General features: G+C 42.2%; 19 protein-coding genes and 1 tRNA gene. 9 read left to right on the top strand and 11 right to left on the bottom strand.

The window, feature by feature from the left end; all coding sequences use genetic code 11:
- Positions 1–27: 27 nt before the first annotated feature.
- Positions 28–807 (bottom strand): uroporphyrinogen-III C-methyltransferase, encoded by a 780-nt coding sequence (cobA, locus tag IQ246_RS05285; protein WP_194000793.1) that lies wholly within the window; start codon positions 805–807, stop codon positions 28–30.
- Entirely contained in the window at positions 804–1562 is a 759-nt protein-coding gene (locus tag IQ246_RS05280) for a sirohydrochlorin chelatase (protein WP_194000791.1), read from the bottom strand. The genes cobA and IQ246_RS05280 overlap by 4 nt, the downstream gene beginning before the upstream one ends.
- Between IQ246_RS05280 and IQ246_RS05275 the strand changes: the two genes are divergently transcribed.
- Positions 1556–1756 (top strand): hypothetical protein, encoded by a 201-nt coding sequence (locus IQ246_RS05275; protein WP_194000789.1) that lies wholly within the window; start codon positions 1556–1558, stop codon positions 1754–1756. The genes IQ246_RS05280 and IQ246_RS05275 overlap by 7 nt on opposite strands.
- 57 nt (positions 1757–1813) lie before the next feature.
- Here the strand turns inward: IQ246_RS05275 and IQ246_RS05270 are convergent, their stop codons facing one another.
- Complete coding sequence (locus tag IQ246_RS05270; RefSeq protein WP_194000787.1) at positions 1814–2197, bottom strand: DUF4359 domain-containing protein; 384 nt, start codon at positions 2195–2197, stop codon at positions 1814–1816.
- Positions 2198–2313: 116 nt separating this feature from the next.
- On the opposite strand from IQ246_RS05270, the gene IQ246_RS05265 reads away from it, so the two are divergent.
- Positions 2314–2386, top strand: a tRNA-His gene (locus IQ246_RS05265).
- Positions 2387–2540: 154 nt separating this feature from the next.
- On the opposite strand, the gene kdpC is transcribed toward IQ246_RS05265, so the two are convergent.
- From kdpC to kdpA, 4 genes are read right to left on the bottom strand one after another with little or no spacing between them, the layout of a single operon-like run.
- Complete coding sequence (gene kdpC / locus IQ246_RS05260; protein ID WP_194000785.1) at positions 2541–3131, bottom strand: K(+)-transporting ATPase subunit C; 591 nt, start codon at positions 3129–3131, stop codon at positions 2541–2543.
- A complete protein-coding gene (locus IQ246_RS05255) occupies positions 3132–3371 on the bottom strand; it encodes a potassium-transporting ATPase subunit F (RefSeq protein WP_194000783.1) in 240 nt (79 codons plus the stop codon).
- A gap of 22 nt (positions 3372–3393) precedes the next feature.
- The gene (gene kdpB / locus IQ246_RS05250; RefSeq protein ID WP_194000781.1) at positions 3394–5463 is read right to left on the bottom strand and encodes a potassium-transporting ATPase subunit KdpB; all 2070 of its coding nucleotides are present in this window, start codon (positions 5461–5463) and stop codon (positions 3394–3396) included.
- Between the two features lie 27 nt (positions 5464–5490).
- Positions 5491–7200 (bottom strand): potassium-transporting ATPase subunit KdpA, encoded by a 1710-nt coding sequence (kdpA, locus tag IQ246_RS05245; protein ID WP_194000779.1) that lies wholly within the window; start codon positions 7198–7200, stop codon positions 5491–5493.
- Positions 7201–7599: 399 nt separating this feature from the next.
- On the opposite strand from kdpA, the gene IQ246_RS05240 reads away from it, so the two are divergent.
- Positions 7600–8703 carry a sensor histidine kinase KdpD gene (locus tag IQ246_RS05240; RefSeq protein WP_194000777.1) on the top strand — a complete coding sequence of 368 codons (1104 nt, stop codon included), beginning with the start codon at positions 7600–7602 and terminating at the stop codon, positions 8701–8703.
- Between the two features lies 1 nt (position 8704).
- A complete protein-coding gene (locus IQ246_RS05235; protein ID WP_194000775.1) occupies positions 8705–9388 on the top strand; it encodes a response regulator transcription factor in 684 nt (227 codons plus the stop codon).
- A 445-nt stretch (positions 9389–9833) separates the two neighbouring features.
- Here IQ246_RS05235 and IQ246_RS05230 read toward each other — a convergent pair whose 3' ends face one another.
- Positions 9834–11042 carry a 4-hydroxy-3-methylbut-2-enyl diphosphate reductase gene (locus IQ246_RS05230; protein ID WP_194000773.1) on the bottom strand — a complete coding sequence of 403 codons (1209 nt, stop codon included), beginning with the start codon at positions 11040–11042 and terminating at the stop codon, positions 9834–9836.
- Between the two features lie 307 nt (positions 11043–11349).
- Here IQ246_RS05230 and thrC point away from each other — a divergent pair, with 307 nt between their 5' ends.
- Positions 11350–12654, top strand: a complete 1305-nt coding sequence (gene thrC, locus IQ246_RS05225; protein ID WP_194000771.1) for a threonine synthase — start codon at positions 11350–11352, stop codon at positions 12652–12654.
- A 77-nt stretch (positions 12655–12731) separates the two neighbouring features.
- Positions 12732–13007 carry a MoaD/ThiS family protein gene (locus IQ246_RS05220; RefSeq protein WP_194000769.1) on the top strand — a complete coding sequence of 92 codons (276 nt, stop codon included), beginning with the start codon at positions 12732–12734 and terminating at the stop codon, positions 13005–13007.
- Positions 13008–13153: 146 nt separating this feature from the next.
- On the opposite strand, the gene IQ246_RS05215 is transcribed toward IQ246_RS05220, so the two are convergent.
- On the bottom strand, positions 13154–13816 hold the full coding sequence (locus IQ246_RS05215) for a DUF1345 domain-containing protein (RefSeq protein ID WP_208492014.1): 663 nt from the start codon (positions 13814–13816) through the stop codon (positions 13154–13156).
- 111 nt (positions 13817–13927) lie between these two features.
- Complete coding sequence (locus IQ246_RS05210; RefSeq protein ID WP_194000767.1) at positions 13928–15559, bottom strand: DUF655 domain-containing protein; 1632 nt, start codon at positions 15557–15559, stop codon at positions 13928–13930.
- A 317-nt stretch (positions 15560–15876) separates the two neighbouring features.
- On the opposite strand from IQ246_RS05210, the gene IQ246_RS05205 reads away from it, so the two are divergent.
- Both IQ246_RS05205 and rsgA read left to right on the top strand, forming a co-directional pair.
- The gene (locus tag IQ246_RS05205) at positions 15877–17043 is read left to right on the top strand and encodes a cysteine desulfurase family protein (protein WP_194000820.1); all 1167 of its coding nucleotides are present in this window, start codon (positions 15877–15879) and stop codon (positions 17041–17043) included.
- Between the two features lie 465 nt (positions 17044–17508).
- Positions 17509–18570, top strand: a complete 1062-nt coding sequence (gene rsgA, locus IQ246_RS05200; RefSeq protein WP_194000818.1) for a ribosome small subunit-dependent GTPase A — start codon at positions 17509–17511, stop codon at positions 18568–18570.
- Positions 18571–18614: 44 nt separating this feature from the next.
- Here rsgA and IQ246_RS05195 read toward each other — a convergent pair whose 3' ends face one another.
- On the bottom strand, positions 18615–20126 hold the full coding sequence (locus IQ246_RS05195) for an FAD-dependent oxidoreductase (RefSeq protein WP_194000765.1): 1512 nt from the start codon (positions 20124–20126) through the stop codon (positions 18615–18617).
- Between the two features lie 213 nt (positions 20127–20339).
- On the opposite strand from IQ246_RS05195, the gene IQ246_RS05190 reads away from it, so the two are divergent.
- Positions 20340–21242: a class I SAM-dependent methyltransferase gene (locus IQ246_RS05190; RefSeq protein ID WP_194000763.1), complete on the top strand. Its 903-nt coding sequence runs from the start codon at positions 20340–20342 to the stop codon at positions 21240–21242.
- The last annotated feature ends 59 nt before the right edge of the window (positions 21243–21301 follow it).

Genomic DNA, 21301 nt, shown 5'->3' with positions numbered 1-21301 from the left:
TAAGTTAGACAAGCTGCAAACAAACCATCAAATTGGACGACAACCAGACAAAATACTGTGCATATTTACCACCGAGCCAATTACTGCGATCGCCGGCGCACCAAATCCAGTTTGCTCTACCTGTTCTACAATAGTCTTCAGCGTCCCAATCAATTCTTCCTGTTCGGGTCGTGTACCCCAACGCACTAAAGCAATCGGCGTTTCTAAACCCAGCCCTGCTGCACTTAACTGTTCCACAATGTAAGGCAGATTGTGAATTCCCATGTAAATCACAATTGTTTCGGAACCGTGGGCGATCGCATTCCAATTTACTTTCGGTTTATACGCACCTGCCGCTTCATGTCCTGTGACAAAAGTTACTGACGAACTATATAGTCGATGAGTTAAAGGTATGCCTGCATAAGCCGCAGCTGCAATCCCCGATGTAATACCAGGTACAACTTCCACGTTGATTCCAGCTTTTACCAATTCTGCCATTTCCTCGCCACCGCGACCAAAGATAAACGGATCTCCACCCTTTAGCCGCACCACAATTGCATTATCCTGTGCTTTATCAATCAGTAATTGAGTTGTTTGTTCCTGTAACAAGGAATGTCTCCCCATTCGCTTACCCGCGTTAATTTGCTCTGCTAGGGGATTAATCATTGCCAGAATTGTTGGACTCACCAAGGCGTCATAGATGACTACATCTGCACATTCCAACAAGCTTTTTCCCTTAAGAGTAAGTAGTCCCGGATCTCCAGGCCCCGCACCTACTAAATAAACCTTTCCCAAATACTTTCTCCCCTCTGTTTGTGTGCGGTTCATCTGTCTACTAAATCCAAAATTAGCTCGGCTAATTCTGTACTTGCTCCCAAAGGCTTAGCCAGCTGGAAAGTTACCATTGGGAACTGTAATTTTAGCTCCTCTATTGACTGAGCGATCGCATCAGTTATTCCACCTGGGAACAAAAAATATGGCAAAATTGCAATTTCCCGATAGCCAGCAACTACCAATTCTTTCACCCGTGATTCTAAACTAGGAGGCACAGCCCAATAAGCAGCCACTGCTCCCAGGCTCGCCGCCATTGCTTCTACCGGCTGTTGAGAGCCGGGGCGACTGCTACCATGAGCTAACAGAATCCACACTTCTGCTTTGATAGCAGCCATTGACTTTGCCAGCAATTTGCCTAAACTTGGGTAACTACCTAAGTATGGTCGCAAATCAATCATCAGATCTTGACCAATAGCCTGTTGTGCTAGTGCTACTTCCGCTGGAATATCTGTCATCACATGCACTCCCGGCAGCAAAAATAGCGGTATTATGTTCAAGCGATCGCACTCAGAAGCAAAAGCGCTCTTGGCAAATTGTCTAATCTGCTCGTGTAGTGGCTCAGAACTCACTTCTAAATAAGCTATACCTACCAGCTTTTCACAATGTGGAGAAACTACGCCACCATTAGAAGCTACTTGGTTATATCTATTAAGCAGTTTATTACGTACTAGCCCTGCCAGTTGTTGCATAGCAATTTCTGGACGCGGATCACGACTTCCGTGGGATACTAGTAGATAAGCAGATGACATTGGCAAGGATTTTACTCTCAGTTACTATTTTTCTTATCTTACTTAAGAGTAAAAGGGATTGGGCATTGGGTATTGGGCATGGGGCATTGGGCATTGGTATTCAAATGAAAAACTATGGAATTTGCTCTAACCCCGAATATATTTTGGAATTTTTTCTCAGTCCCCTTTTTCACTTTGCCTACATTGCTTGCTGATTAACAAGGGCGTGGCTAGCAATCCAAGTACTTCCATATTTTCCCTTGCTGCTCGCCTTATTGCTCTTGGGCAGTGTAAGTATAAAATTGATCAAATGCTCCCACCGTTTCAAATCGGTAAGAAGGCACCCAAGAATTTAATTTTAAATCTGTACGGTAAATACTAAAAATAATATAATTTTGCTTTTCTGTAGTCCTGGCAATAATTTCCTGCATTTGTGGGTTAACCGAATCAACTAACTTATCACAATTTAAATTTATTAAATTTTCTAAAATATTTGTTGTTTTTTTACATACGTCGGTCTTTAAGTATTTTGCCAGCCGCTGTACTGCATATTCTTCATATTCAGCCTGACTGGGATTGGTCTTTGCCATTGTCACCCCCAAAGCGGCAAGTCCCGCTGCTGCTCCAAAATATGCAAAAGTGATTAAGGCCTTCATGTTTTACAAATAAAATTTCGCTGTAGTCATTTGACTCTAAAACAACTGAGTCCGTTCCTTGAACAAACACTCTTGCTCGCTTCCCCAAAACTTGTTATAATTAAATTTGTTGAATGGCGAGCGTAGCCAAGTGGTTAAGGCAGTGGTTTGTGGTACCACCATTCGTGGGTTCAAGTCCCATCGTTCGCCCTATGTTACCTTACACATACTCGTTTAGCAAGATTTTTGTTATAAGGAAAATGCTGAAAACCCCTGAGAATTTAGGGGCTTGCCTGCCGTGAAACTATTGGTCAGGGGAGGGATTAGAGGGATGAAACATGAATCAGGAATAAACCTTGGAAAGCTAAAGATTGGGTTGCAAAGCGTCTAATGCCAGATTCAGTTTCAAGACGTTGACTCCAGGTTCGCCAAAAATACTTAGGAATCTGCCATCAGTGTTTTTGTCTATGAGCTTTTGAATTTGGTTTGGATCAATACGGCGGGCAGTTGAGACGTGCTGCACTTGTGCTTGGGCTGCTTCAGGGCTGATATGTGGATCTAGACCGGAGCCAGAGGTATAAACTAAATCGGCGGTAGGTTGAATATTAGCTTGTTTGAGCTGGGTTACTTCTTTTTGAATGCGTTTGAGGAGTTCAGGATTGCTAGGTGCCAGGTTGCTGGCTCCTGAAGTTCCTGTGGTGGCAACTTCGGGTTTGGTACTATAGTCAATGCTGCTGGGACGACTCCAAAAGTAGCGATCGCTTCTAAATGGTTGACCAATCAATGCTGAACCAACGACTCTTCCTTGAGAATTGGTGAGTAAGCTGCCGTTAGCCTGGAAGGAAAACGCTATCTGTCCAGACAGCAGCATCAACAGAGGATACAGCAATGCCGTTAGTACCCACAGAGCAAAAGTAGAACGAATAGCTTTATTGATTTGGCGCAGCTGACTCATTTAAAATTTCTCCGGTTGAAAAATCACAACGAATAAATAAACGCACAGGCTGAGGGTAACAAGTCCTAAGAGGGCAATGGCATAAGATGCAAAGCGTGAGCCTCCTGGCGTTGCAGCCTGTACTGCTGGTGCTAGTAGCACGTTAAAGCACAAAAGCAAAAATAGATTTAGCGGAATGCGATTTCGTTTGGAAGTTACCAAGGCAAACACTTCAGAAAAATCTTGTGGTAAATATCCCATAATTCCAAATTCCAAATTTTAATTACGCCAAACCAACCGCAGTAATCAGTACATCAATCACTTTGACGGCAATGAAGGGAGCAATAACGCCACCGAGTCCATAAATGAAAATATTTCGTTGTAAAAGTTGGTCTGCCGTTAACGGTCGAAACTTGATACCAGTTAGCGCTAAGGGAATAAGCGCCGGAATAATCAAGGCATTGTAAATCAGTGCTGATAATACCGCAGATTCGGGGCTTGCCAAACCCATAATATTGAGACTGCCAACACCAATACCCGCGAAGATAGCGGGAATGATGGCGAAATACTTGGCAACATCGTTAGCAATGGAAAAGGTAGTGAGTGCGCCACGGGTAATCAGCAATTGCTTACCAATAGTGACGATATCAATCAATTTCGTGGGGTCAGAATCCAGGTCTACCATATTAGCAGCCTCTTTCGCTGCTTGCGTGCCCGAATTCATTGCCACCCCGACATTTGCCTGAGCCAAAGCTGGAGCATCGTTAGTACCATCTCCAGTCATAGCAACTAACTTGCCTTGTCCTTGTTCAGAACGAATCACCTCAATTTTGTCTTCTGGAGTAGCTTCAGCAATAAAGTCATCGACTCCAGCTTCTTGAGCAATCACAGATGCAGTGATACGGTTATCTCCGGTAAGCATAACGGTTTTGATCCCCATACGCCGCATTTGATCAAACCGTTCTCGGATGCCCGATTTAATGATGTCTTTAAGATAAATCACACCGTAGATTTTGTCGTTTTGACATATAGCTAACGGAGTTCCGCCCAATCGGGAAATTCGCTCGTAGGCTGCATCCAATTCGGGAGTTAATTGTCCATTTCGGGAGCGGACAAATCCTTTAATCGCATCCACAGCACCCTTGCGAATTTGTATGCCATTAGGTAAGTCAGTGCCACTCATGCGAGTTTTGGCAGAAAATTCGATACCTTCTGCCTGTTTTGGGTCGAAATCTAATCTTGCTCCTAATTTATCTGCAAGTTTAACGATAGATTTTCCTTCTGGAGTTTCATCAAAAACACTAGATGCTAATGCAACTTCCGCTACTTCATTTAGCGAATGACCGTTGACAGGAATAAATTCTTCTGCCAAACGGTTCCCTAAAGTAATCGTGCCTGTTTTATCTAATACCAACGTATTAATATCCCCACAGACTTCTACTGCACGTCCAGAAGTAGCAATCACGTTAAACTGGGCGACTCTATCCATCCCGGCAATCCCGATCGCACTTAATAATCCCCCAATTGTGGTGGGAATCAGCGCCACCAACAAGGCTATCAACATGGCAATACTTACTGGTGATTTAACGTAGACTGAAACCGTAGGCAGAGTTGCAATCACCACTAAAAATACTTGCGTCAGGACTGCGAGCAAGACCGTCAAAGCGATTTCATTAGGAGTTTTACTCCGGGAAGCCCCTTCTACTAGGGATATCATCCGGTCAATAAAGCCTTTGCCAGGGTCAGCCGTAACGCGAATCACCAATTCATCAGAGGTGATGCGCGTTCCCCCAGTAACAGAACTGGCAATGTCTGACCCTGGTTCTTTCAATACTGGTGCAGACTCTCCGGTAATAGCAGATTCATCAACGGAAGCCACCCCCGCAACTACCTCCCCATCGGCGGGGATGATGTCGCCTGCAATTACTTTGATTTGGTCGCCGCGACGTAAGGCTGTAGAGCTAATTTCTTGGATAGAGCCATCGGGGAGAAGTTTACGTGCTGTCACATCAGATTTTGTTGCTCTTAAAGCATCAGCTTGAGCTTTGCCCCGTCCTTCAGCGATCGCTTCCGCAAAGTTAGCAAACACAACAGTAAAGAACAGAATAAAGGTAATCAGTCCATTAAACAGTCGTGGGTTGTCTCCGGGAATGTTGCCAAACAAATTGGGTGTAATTGTTAGCAGCGCTGTAATAATTGTGCCTACCCATACCAAAAACATCACCGGGTTCTTGAGCATCGTCCGTGGGTGCAGCTTGACGAATGCTTGCTGAAAAGCCCTAGAGTAGAGTCCTGTATTTTTAGCTTTGGGCGTATGTTTGCGTTCTTGTCGAGGTTTAGTTGATAATTCCATTTTGAATGAACGAATATTTTGAATTGTTTAGCCGCCTCTGGCAATTTGAAACGCTTCTGCCAGAGGGCCTAAAACTAATACGGGGAAGAAGGTGAGGGCACCAAGAATCAAAATCACGCCCCCTGTAACTCCAGTGAAGAGTCTAGTATCGGTTCTCAAAGTACCAGAGGTCATAGGAACAGCTTGCTTGCGGGACATACTATCTGCTAGGAGTAGCAGGGCGATGATGGGGATATAACGTCCTGCCAAAATGCTGACACTGGTGCTGAGATTCCACCAGAGGGTGTTATCTCCTAATCCTTCAAAGCCAGAACCGTTGTTGGCTGCTGCGGAAGCATATTCGTAGACCACCTGCGAAACGCCGTGGAAACCTGGGTTGCTAATGCCTGACAGAGTATCGGGAAAGCCAAAGACGATCGCCCAAGGGATGAGAATGGCAAAGGGATGAACTAACAAGATGACGCTGGCAAGAACGATTTCTTTTTTCTCGATTTTGCGCCCTAAAAATTCCGGGGTTCGTCCCACCATTAAACCAGTGAGGAACACCGCCAAAATCAAGTAGATAAACAGGTACGCCGTGCCAGTTCCCTGACCTCCCCAGATGATTTGCAAGAACATATTAAACAGAGTGGCAAACCCACCTGGCGGCATTAAAGAATCGTGCATTCCATTTACAGCACCGCACATTGTTGCTGTAGTCATTACCGCCCATAGTGCTGTTTGCGCCCAACCAAATCGAACTTCTTTTCCTTCTAAGTTGGGTTGTTGTCCTCCTAAGAAGGAATTAACCAGGGGATTTCCTTGAAACTCACCTACTGCTGCGATGCTTACTAAAAAGACAAAGATGACAAACACCATCCAAAATACTAACCAAGCCTGTTTGCGGTTGTTAGCAAACACACCGTAGGTATAAATCAGCGCCGAGGGGATGGAAATCATTGCCCAAGTCTCTAACAGGTTAGAGAAACCATTGGGATTTTCCAAGGGATGGGCAGAGTTAGCGCCAAAAAAACCGCCACCATTCTCTCCAATTTGTTTAATAATCTCGAAGTGGGCAATTGGGCCACGGGCAATTACCTGAGTTGTGCCTTCTAGGGTGGTTGCTGTTGCTGGGCCTGCTAAGGTTTCTGGCACACCCGCTAAGATTAACAACAATCCCCCAATAATAGACATGGGGAGCAATATTCGAGTGATTGACCTGATGAGGTCAGTGTAAAAGTTGCCCAAAGGTCTGCCAGTTAAACCGCGAATGAAGGCGATGCCTACAGATAAACCTGTTGCCGCCGATGTGAACATTAGAAAACCAAGCGCAAAAGTTTGGCTGGCATAGCTAAGGGTCGTCTCGCCAGAATAGTGCTGCTGGTCTGTGTTAGTGAGGAAGGAAAAAGTGGTGTGCAGCGCTGTATCCCAACTGGGCCCACCTAACCCTGTAGGATTAAGTGCTAACCATCCTTGAGTCATCAAGATAAGGTAAACCCAAATCCCCATAATGAGATTGCTATACAGCACAGCTTTGGCATATTGCCACCCAGTCATTTCATCTTGCGATGGGCTACCCCCCGCCGTAGGCGATCGCACCGCACTAAAGCCATAAATGGCTCGTTCTAGCGGATTTATTATCGGGTCGAGTAACGTTCTCTCTTCCATAAAGACGTTAGCCATATATCTCCCGAAAAAGGGAGTAGTTGCTATGACAACAAGTAACGTTATGGCAATTTGAATCCATCCTTGTAACATGAATTAGAAAAGCTCCCAATTATTTCTTAGTTTTTTATTCAATATTAAAACCGGATTCTTATATCGGACTTCTCGCACTTGTGAAGTTGATTCACTAGCCGCATTTTCGCACTCAGCATAACTAAATAATCCTGTTTTTTTTTATTAGTATTAAATTGAATTATGAGTTACTTCTGGGTAGAAAACAAGTAATAGTAGATATAAAAACAGTTTAGTTATTTGCTCAAAAAAATTTATTTTCATACAGAATACGTTTATGGCGTTTACTTACCTTATATATCTGCATATATTTTTGTATAAACGGTATTTTTTAAAGCAAAAAATGTAGTATATAAAAGAAAATCAAATAAATATAATTAAAATTTCCAGTAAAAACTGATAGCAATAATTATTTATAATATGGGAACTTTAAAAGCTGAATTAGTGGATAGAAAATTGTTTTGGGGCAAATCTTTGCTCATTATCAGTTTATTTATAATTGTTTTAGTTCTAGAGTTTTCAACTCCCAACGAATATGTATTCGGGTATCTCTACACGGGGCCGATTTTGTTGGCAAATTCTTGGTTAGGGAGGCTTGCCACCTTTCAAGCCACTCTGATTTCTGTGTGCTTAATCATGTTGAATCTTGTAGTGCCAGGAGGTGAAGTGATCAAGGCTTCTCTACTTGCAAGTAGAGCGATCGCAGCAATGGCATTGATTGTCACAGGTATTTTAAGCGATCGCCTACGTCGTTCCGAAGAAGCGATCGCTCTGACTAGGGCAAAGCTAGAAGCACAAGAGGAATTAGTCAGATTACGAGAAGACTTTGCTTCCACGCTCACCCACGATTTGAAAACGCCGCTGCTGGGAGCGATTGAAGCTCTCAACGCCTTTCAACAAGAAAAGTTTGGTGCAGTCTTGCCAGCACAGCAGAAAGTTTTAGCAACGATGGCACGCAGCCATAAGACTTCCCTACAACTCCTAGAAACCTTGCTGGATGTCTATCGTAATGATACTGAAGGCTTAAAGCTTGACTTAGCACCTGTGAATTTAGTTATCCTAGCTGAGGAAACAGCTAGTACCCTCACTGAGTTAGCTGCAAATCGTCGCGTTTATTTCTCGTTTAGCTATGGTGACTCTGATTGGCGGCAATCACTATGGGTTAAGGGTGATGCCCTACAACTACAACGAGTTTTTACTAATCTCCTAGTGAATGCCATCAACCATTCCCGGCGTGGTGACGGTGTTAAAATCGTGTTAGTAGCCCAAACGTCCTATCAAGTTGTCAAAATTTTAGATACGGGTGCGGGTATCCAACCTGAAGAGTTCCCCCACTTATTTGAGCGATTTTATCAGGGAAATAGCGACCGCCAAGGCAAAGGCTCTGGGTTGGGGCTTTACCTAGCTCGCCAAATTATTGAAGCGCATGGCGGTATAATCTGGGCAAAGAACAGAGTACCTACTGGTGCTATCTTTGCCTTTAAACTTCCCGTTTATCCACTTCAATCCTCTCTAGCTTCGTGAGATGCCTCTTACCCCAATCAAAATTCTCCTAGTTGAGGATGATGAACTATTCCGTCTAGGTTTGCGTGTGCGGTTGCAACAAGAAACTGGGTTAGAGATTATGGCTGAGGCTGAAGATGGTGAAACAGCTATTGAATTAGCCAATCAGATTCCTCTTGATGTAGTACTGTTAGACGTGGGATTGCCAGGAATCGGAGGAATTGAAGCGTGTAGACAAATCAAGCAGCAAAATCCTCATCTGCCAATCTTAGTTTTAACTTCTCATTCTCAAAAATCCATGATTACACGTTTGATCGAGGTAGGCGCTCAAGGCTATTGCCTCAAAGGAGTTGCTGCGGAAAAATTAGTTTTGGCACTCCGTTCTGTCGCTGCTGGTGCATCGTGGTGGGATGAAACCGCAACCAAAGAAATTCGCTCCACCTTTGCATCTGCTCCGTCTCAGTCTGAGATCACAAACCTTTTAACACCTGCAAATCCTCTAACCCACCGCGAACAGGAAATCCTATCGTTGCTAGCAGCAGGAAAAACTAATCAAGAAATTGCTCTTGCACTCTACATTACACCTGGAACAGTCCGGGTGCATGTTCATGCTATTTTACATAAGCTAAAAGTGGGCGATCGCCAGGCCGCTGTTGTTGTTGCTTTACAAAAACGGTTCATTAAAAGCGACTTAATTCTAGAATAGTAGTAATCTCAAAACTTGTTCTGAACTTCTCACCTAACTACAATCAACAAACATCAGCTGTTACGCAAATAAACTTGCATATTATGAGCGTTTAGGCTGTCAAAAGTCCAAGCTAGCCTTTGACTGTGGACTTTTGACTCTTGACAACCTCAGCGCGAAATATACAATTTTATTTGCGTAACAGCTTATAAACAGTTGTTTTAAAAATCGGGTATGAGGCTATGGCTATAGCAAGGTAGATTTTTATCTTTCGTTATGAGTGCAACTTATGAAGCAGACTACAGCAAATAGTTCTTTGCTTGTAGGGTGAGTATTGCAATGCTCACCCTACTTATCCGTAAGAGTACAGGAATACTTTTAGCGTAGGCGTAGCCCAACCTAGGCATTGCTCAACATGACAATTTAAGCGCTTTGGCAAGAAGTTTAAACAGGGGTGAGCTTTTGCTTAAACCACCGATGTTGTCGGCTTTAAATCAAAAATTTTCTTAATTACATCTTCTACCACTTTATCAGGTGTAGATGCACCAGAAGTAATTCCTACAACAATTTCTCCAACAGGCAACCAATTTTTTGTGATTACTAACTGCCCATTTAAGTGTCGATGTTCAATGGAATATTCTGATTGAATTCGCTCAACGGTATCAATATGATAGGAAGGAATTCCCCGGTCAAAAGCAATCTGCTGTAATTGAGTAGTATTCGATGAATTCAAACCACCAATTACTACTATCAAATCGAGATTATGTTGCACCAACTCCAACATTGCATCTTGTCGTTCTTGGGTGGCGTCACAGATAGTGTTGAAACTTTGGAAATGCTGATTTAATTCGGTGGGGCCATACTTCTGTAACATAGTATGCTCAAACAACTTCCCAATCTGCTCAGTTTCGCCTTTGAGCATTGTGGTTTGGTTAGCAATACCAACCCGTTGTAAATCTTGATCAGGGTCAAATCCTGCTGAACAAGCTTTAGCGAATTTAGTTAGAAATTCATCACGGTTTCCACCATTGAGAATATATTTAGCAACATATTCTGCTTCCTGCAAATTTAGCACAATTAAATATTTGCCAGCAAAGGAGCTAGTAGCGACAGTTTCTTCATGCTTATATTTGCCGTGAATTATTGAAGTGTAATCGACTTTTTTGTGCTTCTCTACTGTATTCCAAACTTTAGATACCCAAGGACAAGTTGTATCGACAATTTTGCAGCCTTGATTGTGAAGTATCTGCATTTCTTGGACGCTAGCCCCGAAAGCAGGCAATATAACTACATCACCAGTGGCGACAACAGAAAAATCTTTTTGGTTTGCTTCAACGGGGATGAATTCTACTTCCATCTCCTGTATCCGTTTATTCACAGAAGGATTGTGAATAATCTCATTAGTAATCCAAATGCGTTCAGTAGGGAAGTGCTGACGGGTTTCATAGGCGATCGCCACAGCGCGTTCTACACCCCAGCAAAAGCCAAAAGCCTGCGCTAGGCGGATCGTGACATCACCGCGTTGTAGGATGTAGTTGCGATCGCGAATTTCCTGAATCAAGTTACTTTGATACTCGGATTGCAACTGGGTGGTAACTTCTGCTTGATGACCGAACCCCTTACGATTGTAATTTTCTGAATGTTGCAGCGTACGCTTAAAAGCTTTTGTATCCATTAGATTTGTCAACTTAATTAAATCACTATTGTTTATTTTCTCGTGCCAAGACGCGATTTATACAGAGTTTTGTTCAAACATCTTATTTGTTCTTAATCAAGAGTGGGGAGTGACAAGTGTAGGTTTTTGACAACAACGCAGGAAATTGGAACAAAAATTTGCTTATTCTGGCGTTTTTATGAAAGTTCTAACTCACCTTTTTTGGTGATCAACATACCCGACCATTTTTGTCGGGTATGTTTGACTAGTATTTTGGCTCGTGTTACTATCAGGCGACAGTCGAAGGACAAACAGGGAAAGCTAGTTTATGACTCAAGCAGTAACGACCCAAAACCAAACCACCACTGCTACCTTTCAAGCCTTAAAGTGTAAGGAATGTGGTGCTGAATATGAACTCAAAGCCAAAAACGTTTGTGAGTTATGCTTTGGGCCGTTAGAAGTCAAATATGACTACAGCGCTCTACGTCTTACTGTCACCCGTGAAACAATCCAAGCCGGGCCAAATTCCATTTGGCGCTATCGTCCCTTTTTGCCTGTGGCCACTGACAACGTAATAGACGTGGGAACTGGTATGACTCCCTTGGTTCGTTCCCACCGTCTTGCCCGTCGCCTAGGTTTAAACAAGCTTTATATAAAAAATGATGCCGTTAATATGCCCACCCTCAGCTTTAAAGACCGGGTGGTGTCAGTCGCCCTCTCCCGGGCGCGAGAGTTGGGCTTTTCCACAGTTTCCTGTGCCAGTACAGGTAACTTGGCAAATTCCACAGCTGCGATCGCCGCTTACGCCGGTTTAGACTGCTGTGTATTCATCCCCGCAGATTTGGAAGCTGGTAAAGTTCTAGGTAGCTTGATATATAGTCCTACCCTCATGTCTGTCAAGGGCAACTACGATCAGGTAAATCGCCTCTGTTCGGAAATTGCAAATACATACGGCTGGGGTTTTGTCAATATCAATCTGCGTCCTTACTACTCCGAAGGTTCCAAGACTCTGGGCTTTGAAGTTGCAGAACAACTAGGTTGGCAGCTACCTGACCATATCGTTGCTCCCCTGGCTTCTGGTTCACTCTTTACCAAAATTTACAAAGGTTTCCAAGAATTCGTGGAAGTTGGTTTGGTAGAAGGTAAGAATGTCCGTTTCAGCGGTGCTCAGGCTGAAGGCTGTTCCCCCATCGCCCAAGCATTCAAAGAGAATAGCGACTTTATCAAGCCAGTGAAACCGAATACAATTGCCAAGTCGATCGCGATCGGTAATCCAGCAGATGGTATTTATGCTGTGGATATAGCTAAGAAAACTGGCGGTAATATTGAATCAGTCAATGATTCAGAAATTATTGAAGGCATCAAGCTACTGGCAGAAACCGAAGGCATCTTTACAGAAACAGCTGGTGGTACAACTGTTGCTGTGCTGAAAAAGTTGGTAGAAGCTGGCAAGATTGATCCAGATGAAACTACCGTGGTTTACATCACTGGCAATGGTTTAAAAACCCAAGAAGCAGTCCAAGGCTATATTGGCGAACCTTTGACAATTGACGCCAAACTCGATAGTTTTGAACGTGCCCTAGAGCGATCGCGCACACTAGATCGCTTGGAATGGCAACAAGTCCTTGTTTAGTAATTTGTCACTTGTCATTTGTCAGAACCAAGGACAAAGGATAAGTTTCTACTCTTCACTCTTAAATTTTCACTTTTATGGCCATAACAGTTTTAGTTCCTACTGCACTTCAGAACTTTACTAATAATCAAGCTACCCTCGAATGTAGTGGTAGTAACATTTCTGAATTGTTGGACTCATTAGAACAAAGCTTTCCTGGTATTAAATCGCGGTTGTGCGATGAAGCCGGAAAGCCCCGCCGATTTCTGAATTTGTACCTGAATAGCGAAGATATTCGCTTTTTGGAAGGGACAGATACACCTTTAAAAGATGGCGATGAAGTAAGTATTGTCCCAGCTGTTGCAGGTGGTTAACACAGGGAAAATCTAATTTAGTAAATAAATTCTATAGGCTTGCAGTTAGGGGCACGGCAAGGCATTGTCGTCTCCCTATTTTAGTATTATGAGGACAATAGTACAGATTATGAGTAGCCTCTCACATTGGCTGAGTAAAACAATTTTTAGATTAGCCCTGCAATGATATTGATGGTAATAGCTAGAATGGTCGTATTAAAAAAAAAGGATAATATGCCATGTAGCAGAGTCAAACGTCTCATCTGACGTGATGTTGTCTGCACATCAGAAACTTGGCTAGTCATACCAATTACAAAAGAATAATATAAAAATTCCCAATAATCTGGACAATCATTATTAGGAAAATCTAAACCTCTAACTATTTCTTCATGATTACTACGACTAATATGTTTATAATAACCGTGTGCATATTGCAGCGCAAACATAGTATGTACTAGTAGCCAAGAACCTAAAATCGTCATAATTGAAAGTATGACGTGTAGGGTCAGCAAAATTGTTGACAGATCTTTTTTATCAGTGAGTAAAAACCCAATGGCTAAAACACTAGCACAAGCCGCAGCAATCACCAGTATGAATATAGCCAAACGGCCTTCGTATTCATTTTCTGCATAACGGCGGATTTTTTCTGGGGTAGCCCCGATCATCTTCCACCAAGTTATGGCTAAGAAAAAGTCAGCACCGGAGTTCCAAGCGCAGAGAATACGAGTTGGTAAGTGTAGCCAAGACGGAAGTAATGCTAATACTAATACAGCCAAACCAGTAGCAATGATCAATCGGGGTCGGTGGTCAAAGTTTCTAAATAAGTTCAATTTAATTGATACCTTGACAAATCATTCAAACTATAGAGCACCCTTAGCAGTATAGCTTTTAAGTTAGTGGCTATAGTTGAAAAAATGCTAATTTATTAAAAGTTAAAATTGTTAATAAGTTATGCGATCGCGCCATTTATCCAGCATCCTATTACTAATACCTGGAACCTTTTCCAAGTCTTGTAAAGAGGTAAATTTTTGCTGTTGACGAGTAGCAAGTATTCGTTGTGCTAACTTTTTACCCACACCAGGTAGAGTTGTTAAATCTTCTAAACTTGCAGTGTTAATATTTACTTGTTGACTAGCTGTAATTTCACTTGATAAAGGAGTTTGAATTTGGGGACAATGTTTTTGTTCTAGTTTAATTTTTTCTTGAATTACTGTTGGTATTCCTGGTTTTGCTTTGGCATAAAGACGATCAAACTCACGCACATAATGGGCAGCAACTGTGGGATTTTCAACCACTATAAGCGTCTCGTCATTGCCACTATTTGCAGCGTCTGACCAATTATGAGAACCTGTAATTACTGTTTGACTATCAATAATACCAAATTTATGATGTAATAGATCACCTTTGGCTAATAAAGGCACACCTACAGTAGTAATTGGATTTTTCCAGGGATGGTTATCGATTTTATATTTACATTTGTTACTGAGCGCAACCCCCATCATATCTAAGGCTTCACTGTAAGGACGATAGGCAAATTGTGGCTCAATTAAGGCGCGAATTTGCACACTTTGTTGATGACGATTTTCTAGGATATTAGCAAGGCGCTGTTCAGAAAATACAAATAACGCCATATCAATAGATTTAGTTGCTGAAGCTAAAGTTTTGCCAATTAAACCATTGCTGCTGTTACTCCAAGGTTGAGTAGGAGAAGTAGGCGAGAATTGTACAGTAATTTGGGTTTTTCCGAAAGTGATTATTTTAGGCAAACGCATCACCTTTTGCAAACCAAATCGACTATCTAGCTTGCCTCCTGGGCCGTCCCCCCACATAATGTTAAACTCTTCTGTAAATAAAGATGCTAATTCTGGGCTATCAATCTGCAATAAATTATTGGCATTGCCTAAACTGCTAAAATTGGTAAAATCGCCAAAAGTATCACTTAAAGTAAAATTTGCCGAAGTGATAATTACAATGCGATTATCCACAATCACAAATTTGTGATGCATTAAACTGCTTCCCGCTGAACCATCAGCTTGATCATCAAGCCAAGGAATTTTAGCGTTTTGTAAAATCACTAAAGCATCTCGTTGATTTATTTCATCTGGAGTGAGTTGATTATCTTGATTAACGTCTATAAATTGGCGAAATTCCTTATAGCGCTCCCGTTCCCTTTTATCTAATTTACTTATTTCATTAGATGTTAAACTACTCCCAGGTCGGCTATAGATATTTTCTAAAATTATTCTGACCTTTACCCCAGATTTTTGTCTATCAACTAATGCTTTGGCAACTCCGGGTAAACGTAATTCTTGAACCGCCACATCTACTGTTGATTTAGCTTGAGAAATAGCATCGACAATCTGTTTTTCTAAATTATCTCCAAGGCGGGTTTGCTGACGATAAGGTTCTTTGTATTCTGAAGACTCAGAATGATTAAAGTAAACTTGAACTAATGGATCTTGCGGTAAAGGTGCTGGACGCTGATTGTAGGAATGAACTCGTTGACAAGCAGCAAGAGGAAATATCAGTAAAAAGATATAAAAAAAATACCTTTGTTTAGAGAAAAATTGCACTGTAATCTGCTAAAAGTGGGTTAGGGGTGAACACATTTATCATTCCCAAAATTTTGTGTTCTGAATTAGAGAAATAATCGTTCATACACGCTGAAGTATCTAAATTTTGTCAGATTTGCCCATTTAAATGTACATGTTGACAAGCTCAGCATCCAATTGCCAGCGTGTGTTCCCACTACTATAGGATTCCTATTTTATTTTTGAAAAAACTGCGTACACCTTTAACTCCCTTCTTTCCCATTCCCTATCCCCTATCCCCCATTCGGTGTCTCTACAAGTCAGTTCACGAATCAAATCGGATTACTATATTAGTTGATATGCAAATTTATCTAGATTACAGCGCCACTACTCCCACTCGCCCAGAAGCGATCGCAGCTATGCAAGTAATCCTCACTCAACAGTGGGGTAATCCTTCCAGCTTACATGAGTGGGGACAAAGGGCTGCAACAGTTGTGGAACAAGCAAGAGTCCAAGTAGCTGGATTAATTAACGCCGCCAGTTCTGAATCTATCATCTTTACCTCTGGCGGGACTGAAGCAAATAATCTGGTGATTATAGGTGTTGCTCGGTTATACGCTGTTCCTCAACATATAATTATTTCCAGCGTTGAACATTCAGCAATTTCCGAACCCGTGCGGTTGTTAGAAATGTGGGGTTGGGAAATAACGCGCTTATGTGTGGATGCTAAAGGTAGAGTCAACCCTTTAGATTTAAAGGCGGCGTTGCGACATAACACAGTTTTAGTTTCGGTAATTTACGCTCAAAGTGAAGTAGGAACAGTACAACCAATTGAGGAACTGGGACAAATTGCCCGATCGCATGGTGTTTTGTTCCACACAGACGCAGTACAAGCTGCGGGACGCTTACCCATAGATGTACAACAACTCCCAGTAGACTTACTTAGCCTTTCCAGTCATAAAATATATGGCCCCCAAGGTGCTGGGGCGTTATATGTGCGTCCTGGTATAGAATTGATACCCCTGGTGGGTGGCGGTGGGCAAGAAATGGGGCTACGTTCTGGTACTCAAGCAGTACCTGCGATCGCTGGTTTTGGAGTAGCAGCTCAACTAGCAGCACAAGAACTACCAATTGAAACACCACGCTTAATTAAGTTACGCGATCGGGCCTTTGCCCTGTTAGCCGAAATTCCTGGTTTAATACCTACAGGCGATCGCGCTCACCGCTTACCCCACCATGTCAGCCTCTATATAGAAAACGCCGATGGCGAAATCAGTGGTAAAACCTTGGTACGACAGCTCAATCTTGCTGGCATTGGTATCAGTGCTGGTGCTGCTTGTCACAGTGGCAAACTTAGCCCTAGCCCGATATTGTTGGCAATGGGCTATTCACAAAAAGCAGCTTTGGGCGGAATTCGCCTGACATTAGGGCGTGACACCACTGAAGCTGATGTTGATTGGACAGCAATGGTGTTAAAGCAAGTTTTGCAGAGGCTGACACCAGGTTTGTCTTTAGCTCAACGCTAAATTTTATCCTGATGAGTAAAGGACTTATTTAAGTTGTACATTTTCATGCTATAATTCTACGTTTTTTTCATAATTTTGCGTAAATCCTGTAAACTCAGCTGATGTAATAATATAGATTATTACTTGTAGTATAAAAGGAGGAAGAACTATGACTGAGTTTCTAGCAGTCCGGGTTACTTTGACCATTCCAACCCAACGGACACAAGGCGCAGAGATTCTTGTTCAGTCCTCCTTCTTACAGGAATGAAAACCAGAATTTACAGACACTTTCATACCAGTTCTAGACTTCGAGAAGCCACTTAGCGTCCTACATACGTCTAACAAATTTGTAGGGACACAAGAAGCAAGTCGCCTGAGTTGGAAAAACCTCCTGTAGCGCTGGTTCCTCAACGCTGGAAGAGTATGGAAGTGTTCTCCTCTGTGGAACCTTGTGCAAAACAAGTAGCACACATCGAGGAAAAATCAATGAATTTGGATTACTTCGGCTGGAGTGACGTTTTTGCTCACAGCTTTGAACCCTATCACCAACAAGGATTTCGCGTTGGTAGGGTCGCCATTAAATACAGAAATACCTACATCCTCTATACTGAACAAGGAGAACTTTCCGCAGAAGTTACAGGGAAACTGCGGCATCAGGCTTCTCAAACTCAAGACTTTCCAGCAGTGGGGGATTGGGTTGTCATTAGTGTGAGAGAGTCTGAAAAACGAGCAACTATCCACGAAATTTTGCCCAGAAAAAGCAAATTTTCCCGCAAGACAGTGGGTAGTAAAACAGAAGAACAAATTGTTGCAACTAACATAGATACTGTCTTCTTAGTCTCAGGGCTAGATGGCGACTTTAACCCTAGAAGAATTGAGCGCTATCTAATTCTGGCTTGGGAAAGTGGTGCAAATCCGGTCATTGTCTTAAACAAGGCAGACTTGTGTAACTCGCTAGAAGAGTGCTTGGCTGAAGTGGAAGCAGTCGCCTTGGGTGTACCCATCGTTTTCTTAAGTGCCACTAATTATCAAGGATTAGATGCCTTGAAACCTTACCTAAAAACAGGACAGACAGTTGCTTTGTTGGGGTCTTCTGGCGTTGGTAAATCTACCATTACTAACCAACTTCACGGAGCATCTCTGCAAGCTGTGCAACCAGTACGACAAAGTGATTACCGAGGCAGACACACGACAACTCATCGAGAGTTGATTTTGCTGCCAACTGGCGGCTTAATTATAGATACCCCAGGAATGCGGGAAATCCAAATTTGGGCAGGTAACGAGGGCTTGCAAGAAACCTTTGCAGACATCGAAACCTTAGCGCAGGATTGCCACTTTCGCAATTGTCAGCATGATAACGAACCTGATTGTGTAGTTCAGCAGGCTTTAGCAGAGGGGAAACTCGACTACTCTAGGTTTCTCAGCTACCAAAAACTGCAAAAAGAACTCAACTATCTTACCCGCAAACAAGACCAGCGGGCGCAGCTAGTTGAGAAAGAACGATGGAAAAAAATTCATAAAGCGATGCGGAATCACAATAAGCGTTAAACAGTAATCAGTTATCAGGGAACACTAAACAGGCTGATAACTGATTACGGCAACCAAAAATCAGGCAGTATAGATTTACTCAAGTCACGCACTGTTTGGTTTAATTTTCTTGCCACTTGTATATGCACTTCATCTTCTTCAACAGGCAAAATTTCGGATAGCTGACCTTCTCCTAAATAAGACACTACTAAATTTGCTGCCTCTAAACCAGTAACATAAGCTTTTTCCTGTGACCAGGAACCGTGACGGTTCGCAATCCAATCCCCACTCATAAATACATTCTCAAAGCTGGTCTTAGCTGGCAACATATAGCGATAGCTACCAGGTGCAAAGTGAGTCACGGCATTTGGTAGCCGAATCACACTACTATCAATTACCTTTGCTTCCCGAAATGCTGGCACACAAGTTGCTAAATAACGCTGAACTATCGTTACAATTTCCTCATCACTTAAACTCAGAAACTGATTTGCGTGATAGAAATCAGCTTCCATAACTGTTCCTGGCTCATTTTTATATTCATCATGTAGGGTATTCAAGTCAAAAAACGTCCATCCTGTAGTTGTGTCGAAGCCAAAGCAAGCATTAGAAGGACGAGGTATATCAATTTTGCGGTCAAACCACAACCGAGTTGCTAAAACATCAATTGCCCCTAAATTGCTCAAATTGCGGAATTCTTCGCGGCTTTGTAAGTTAGGGCTAGTTGATACAATTTTCTTCATGCCAGTAATACCAACTGCAAAAACCACAGCATCGGTATCAAATACTTCATCACCGCAAACTACACTTGTTGCTCGCTGATTACTATCAATAATTAAGTCTGTAACCCGGCGCTGGGGAAGAACTCGCACACCAGCTTTTTCAATACGTTCTACCCAAGGACGAAATATTTTTTCCCCTACAGTTCCTCTACACCAAACCACATCAAAATCTGGTTGATGCGCCAGTATAAAAAAATAAAGCATCCCTAAAGTTGCTGCGGCTGAACATTGCTCGCCAGGAGCAAACAACCCCACCAACAACATTGGTTCAAAGGCTTCTCGGTAAAGCCGCGCAGAAACACCAAAATCTTTGAACAATTCACGGGCGGTTACAAAGTCATAACGTCGCCAAGCTGCATCAGTATTATCAAAATCCACAACAGCGTAAAGTAAAGGCAGAGCGCTGAGACGGTCAATTAATGGCAGCCGTTTAAACTGAGTGTAGAGAAAAGTTCCCACTGGAGAGGGGAGTCTAGGTAAGTTCTGAAAAATCGGTGATTCGACTTCCAAACCAGCAGGCGAATATTGTGAGGAACGAGTCCAAGTAGTAAAAGGGTTAATTCCTAATTCATTGATTAGAGAAAAAATATTTCTGTAAGGATACCAGAAGCCATGAATCCCCGCTTCTACAGATTTTCCTGCTCCTGTTTTCCAACCTGCTACCAGTCCACCAGGATAGGGGCCCGCTTCTAGAAGTGTCACATTGTAACCTTGTTTTGCCAAATGGTAGGTTGCTCCCAAACCAGCCCAACCTGCACCCACAACTACCACCCGTTTTTGTTGTGACTCTTCTGTCATCCTAGCCTCCAATTGTTGCAGCCCATCAACTAATGTATCCGAACTTGTGTTCAGATAAGCTTCAAGAGGTCATTAGACTTTAGAGAAAAAAAATCGAATAATTCTTTTTTTTATCGCCTCATTCCAGGCGACTGAGTAAATAACACTTGCTGATAATGCTGGGTTGAGAGTATAACAGAGAACAGACTTAACTCTTGATGAGGCATAATCCTAATGACTCAATTAGCAAATGCTAAATTCAGTCTAAATGACTTTGAATTACAAGATGGCATTTATTTTCCCACTGACTACGAACAATTAAATAAGACTAAACACAAACAAAAATGGGACAAAATTGGTAAGACATACTATGGTTCCCAAAAAATTGAGCAAGTTGCAGAAACTTCACCTATTAAACAAGATTACACTCTCCTAACTGGCAGACCCGGAGGTACTTGGAATAAATTTCCTCTGAATAAATCTGTTGACTCTATATTAGAACTAGGTTGTGGTTACGGTCGTGCTCCTTTACATCTTTCCAAAGATAAAAATCTTAAATGCCAGAAGTATTATGGCATCGATATTTCTGAACCTTTATTACGTCGTTTAATCAAGGTTAAACAAGAATATGATTTTTTCCCTGGCTCTGAATTTAATTTAATTTGCACTTCTGCGGAAATATTACCTATAGAAGATAATTCTATAGATTTGGTAATTTCTAACTGTGTTTTTATGCATATACCAGATGCACAATTAAGGAACCTGTTGACTGAAATATCTCGTGTACTAAAGCCTGGTGGAATTTTCGTTTTCAATCATTCTTTTCACAACAAGTTCTGTCCTTCTCATATTATCCACAACTTTATTAGAAAGCTAAACCCATTTTCGAGAAATCCAGTTTATCTTAAGCAGTATTCAGCCACTGAAATTGAGGAAATGTTGGCTGATTCTGGAATAAAAACCAAGTGTCCGCAATACACTGTCGAACCCACAGAAGAATATGCAATTTTGCCGGAAACCATTAAAGCAATTCCGGTACCGTTTGCGAAAGCTATTAACAGAAGTCTCAAGCCATCAGCTGCTCTGAAAGCAACTTTGGCTTATGGTTTTAGCGCCTATAGTACTCAACTTGATTAATTGAATAATTCGCTCTGGCGACTTTTAATCGCAGATCAAAATAAAGAGACGTTGCATTG

This window comes from aff. Roholtiella sp. LEGE 12411 (assembly GCF_015206995.1).
Lineage (GTDB): Bacteria > Cyanobacteriota > Cyanobacteriia > Cyanobacteriales > Nostocaceae > Komarekiella.
This window is presented reverse-complemented; position numbering and strand designations above follow the sequence as displayed.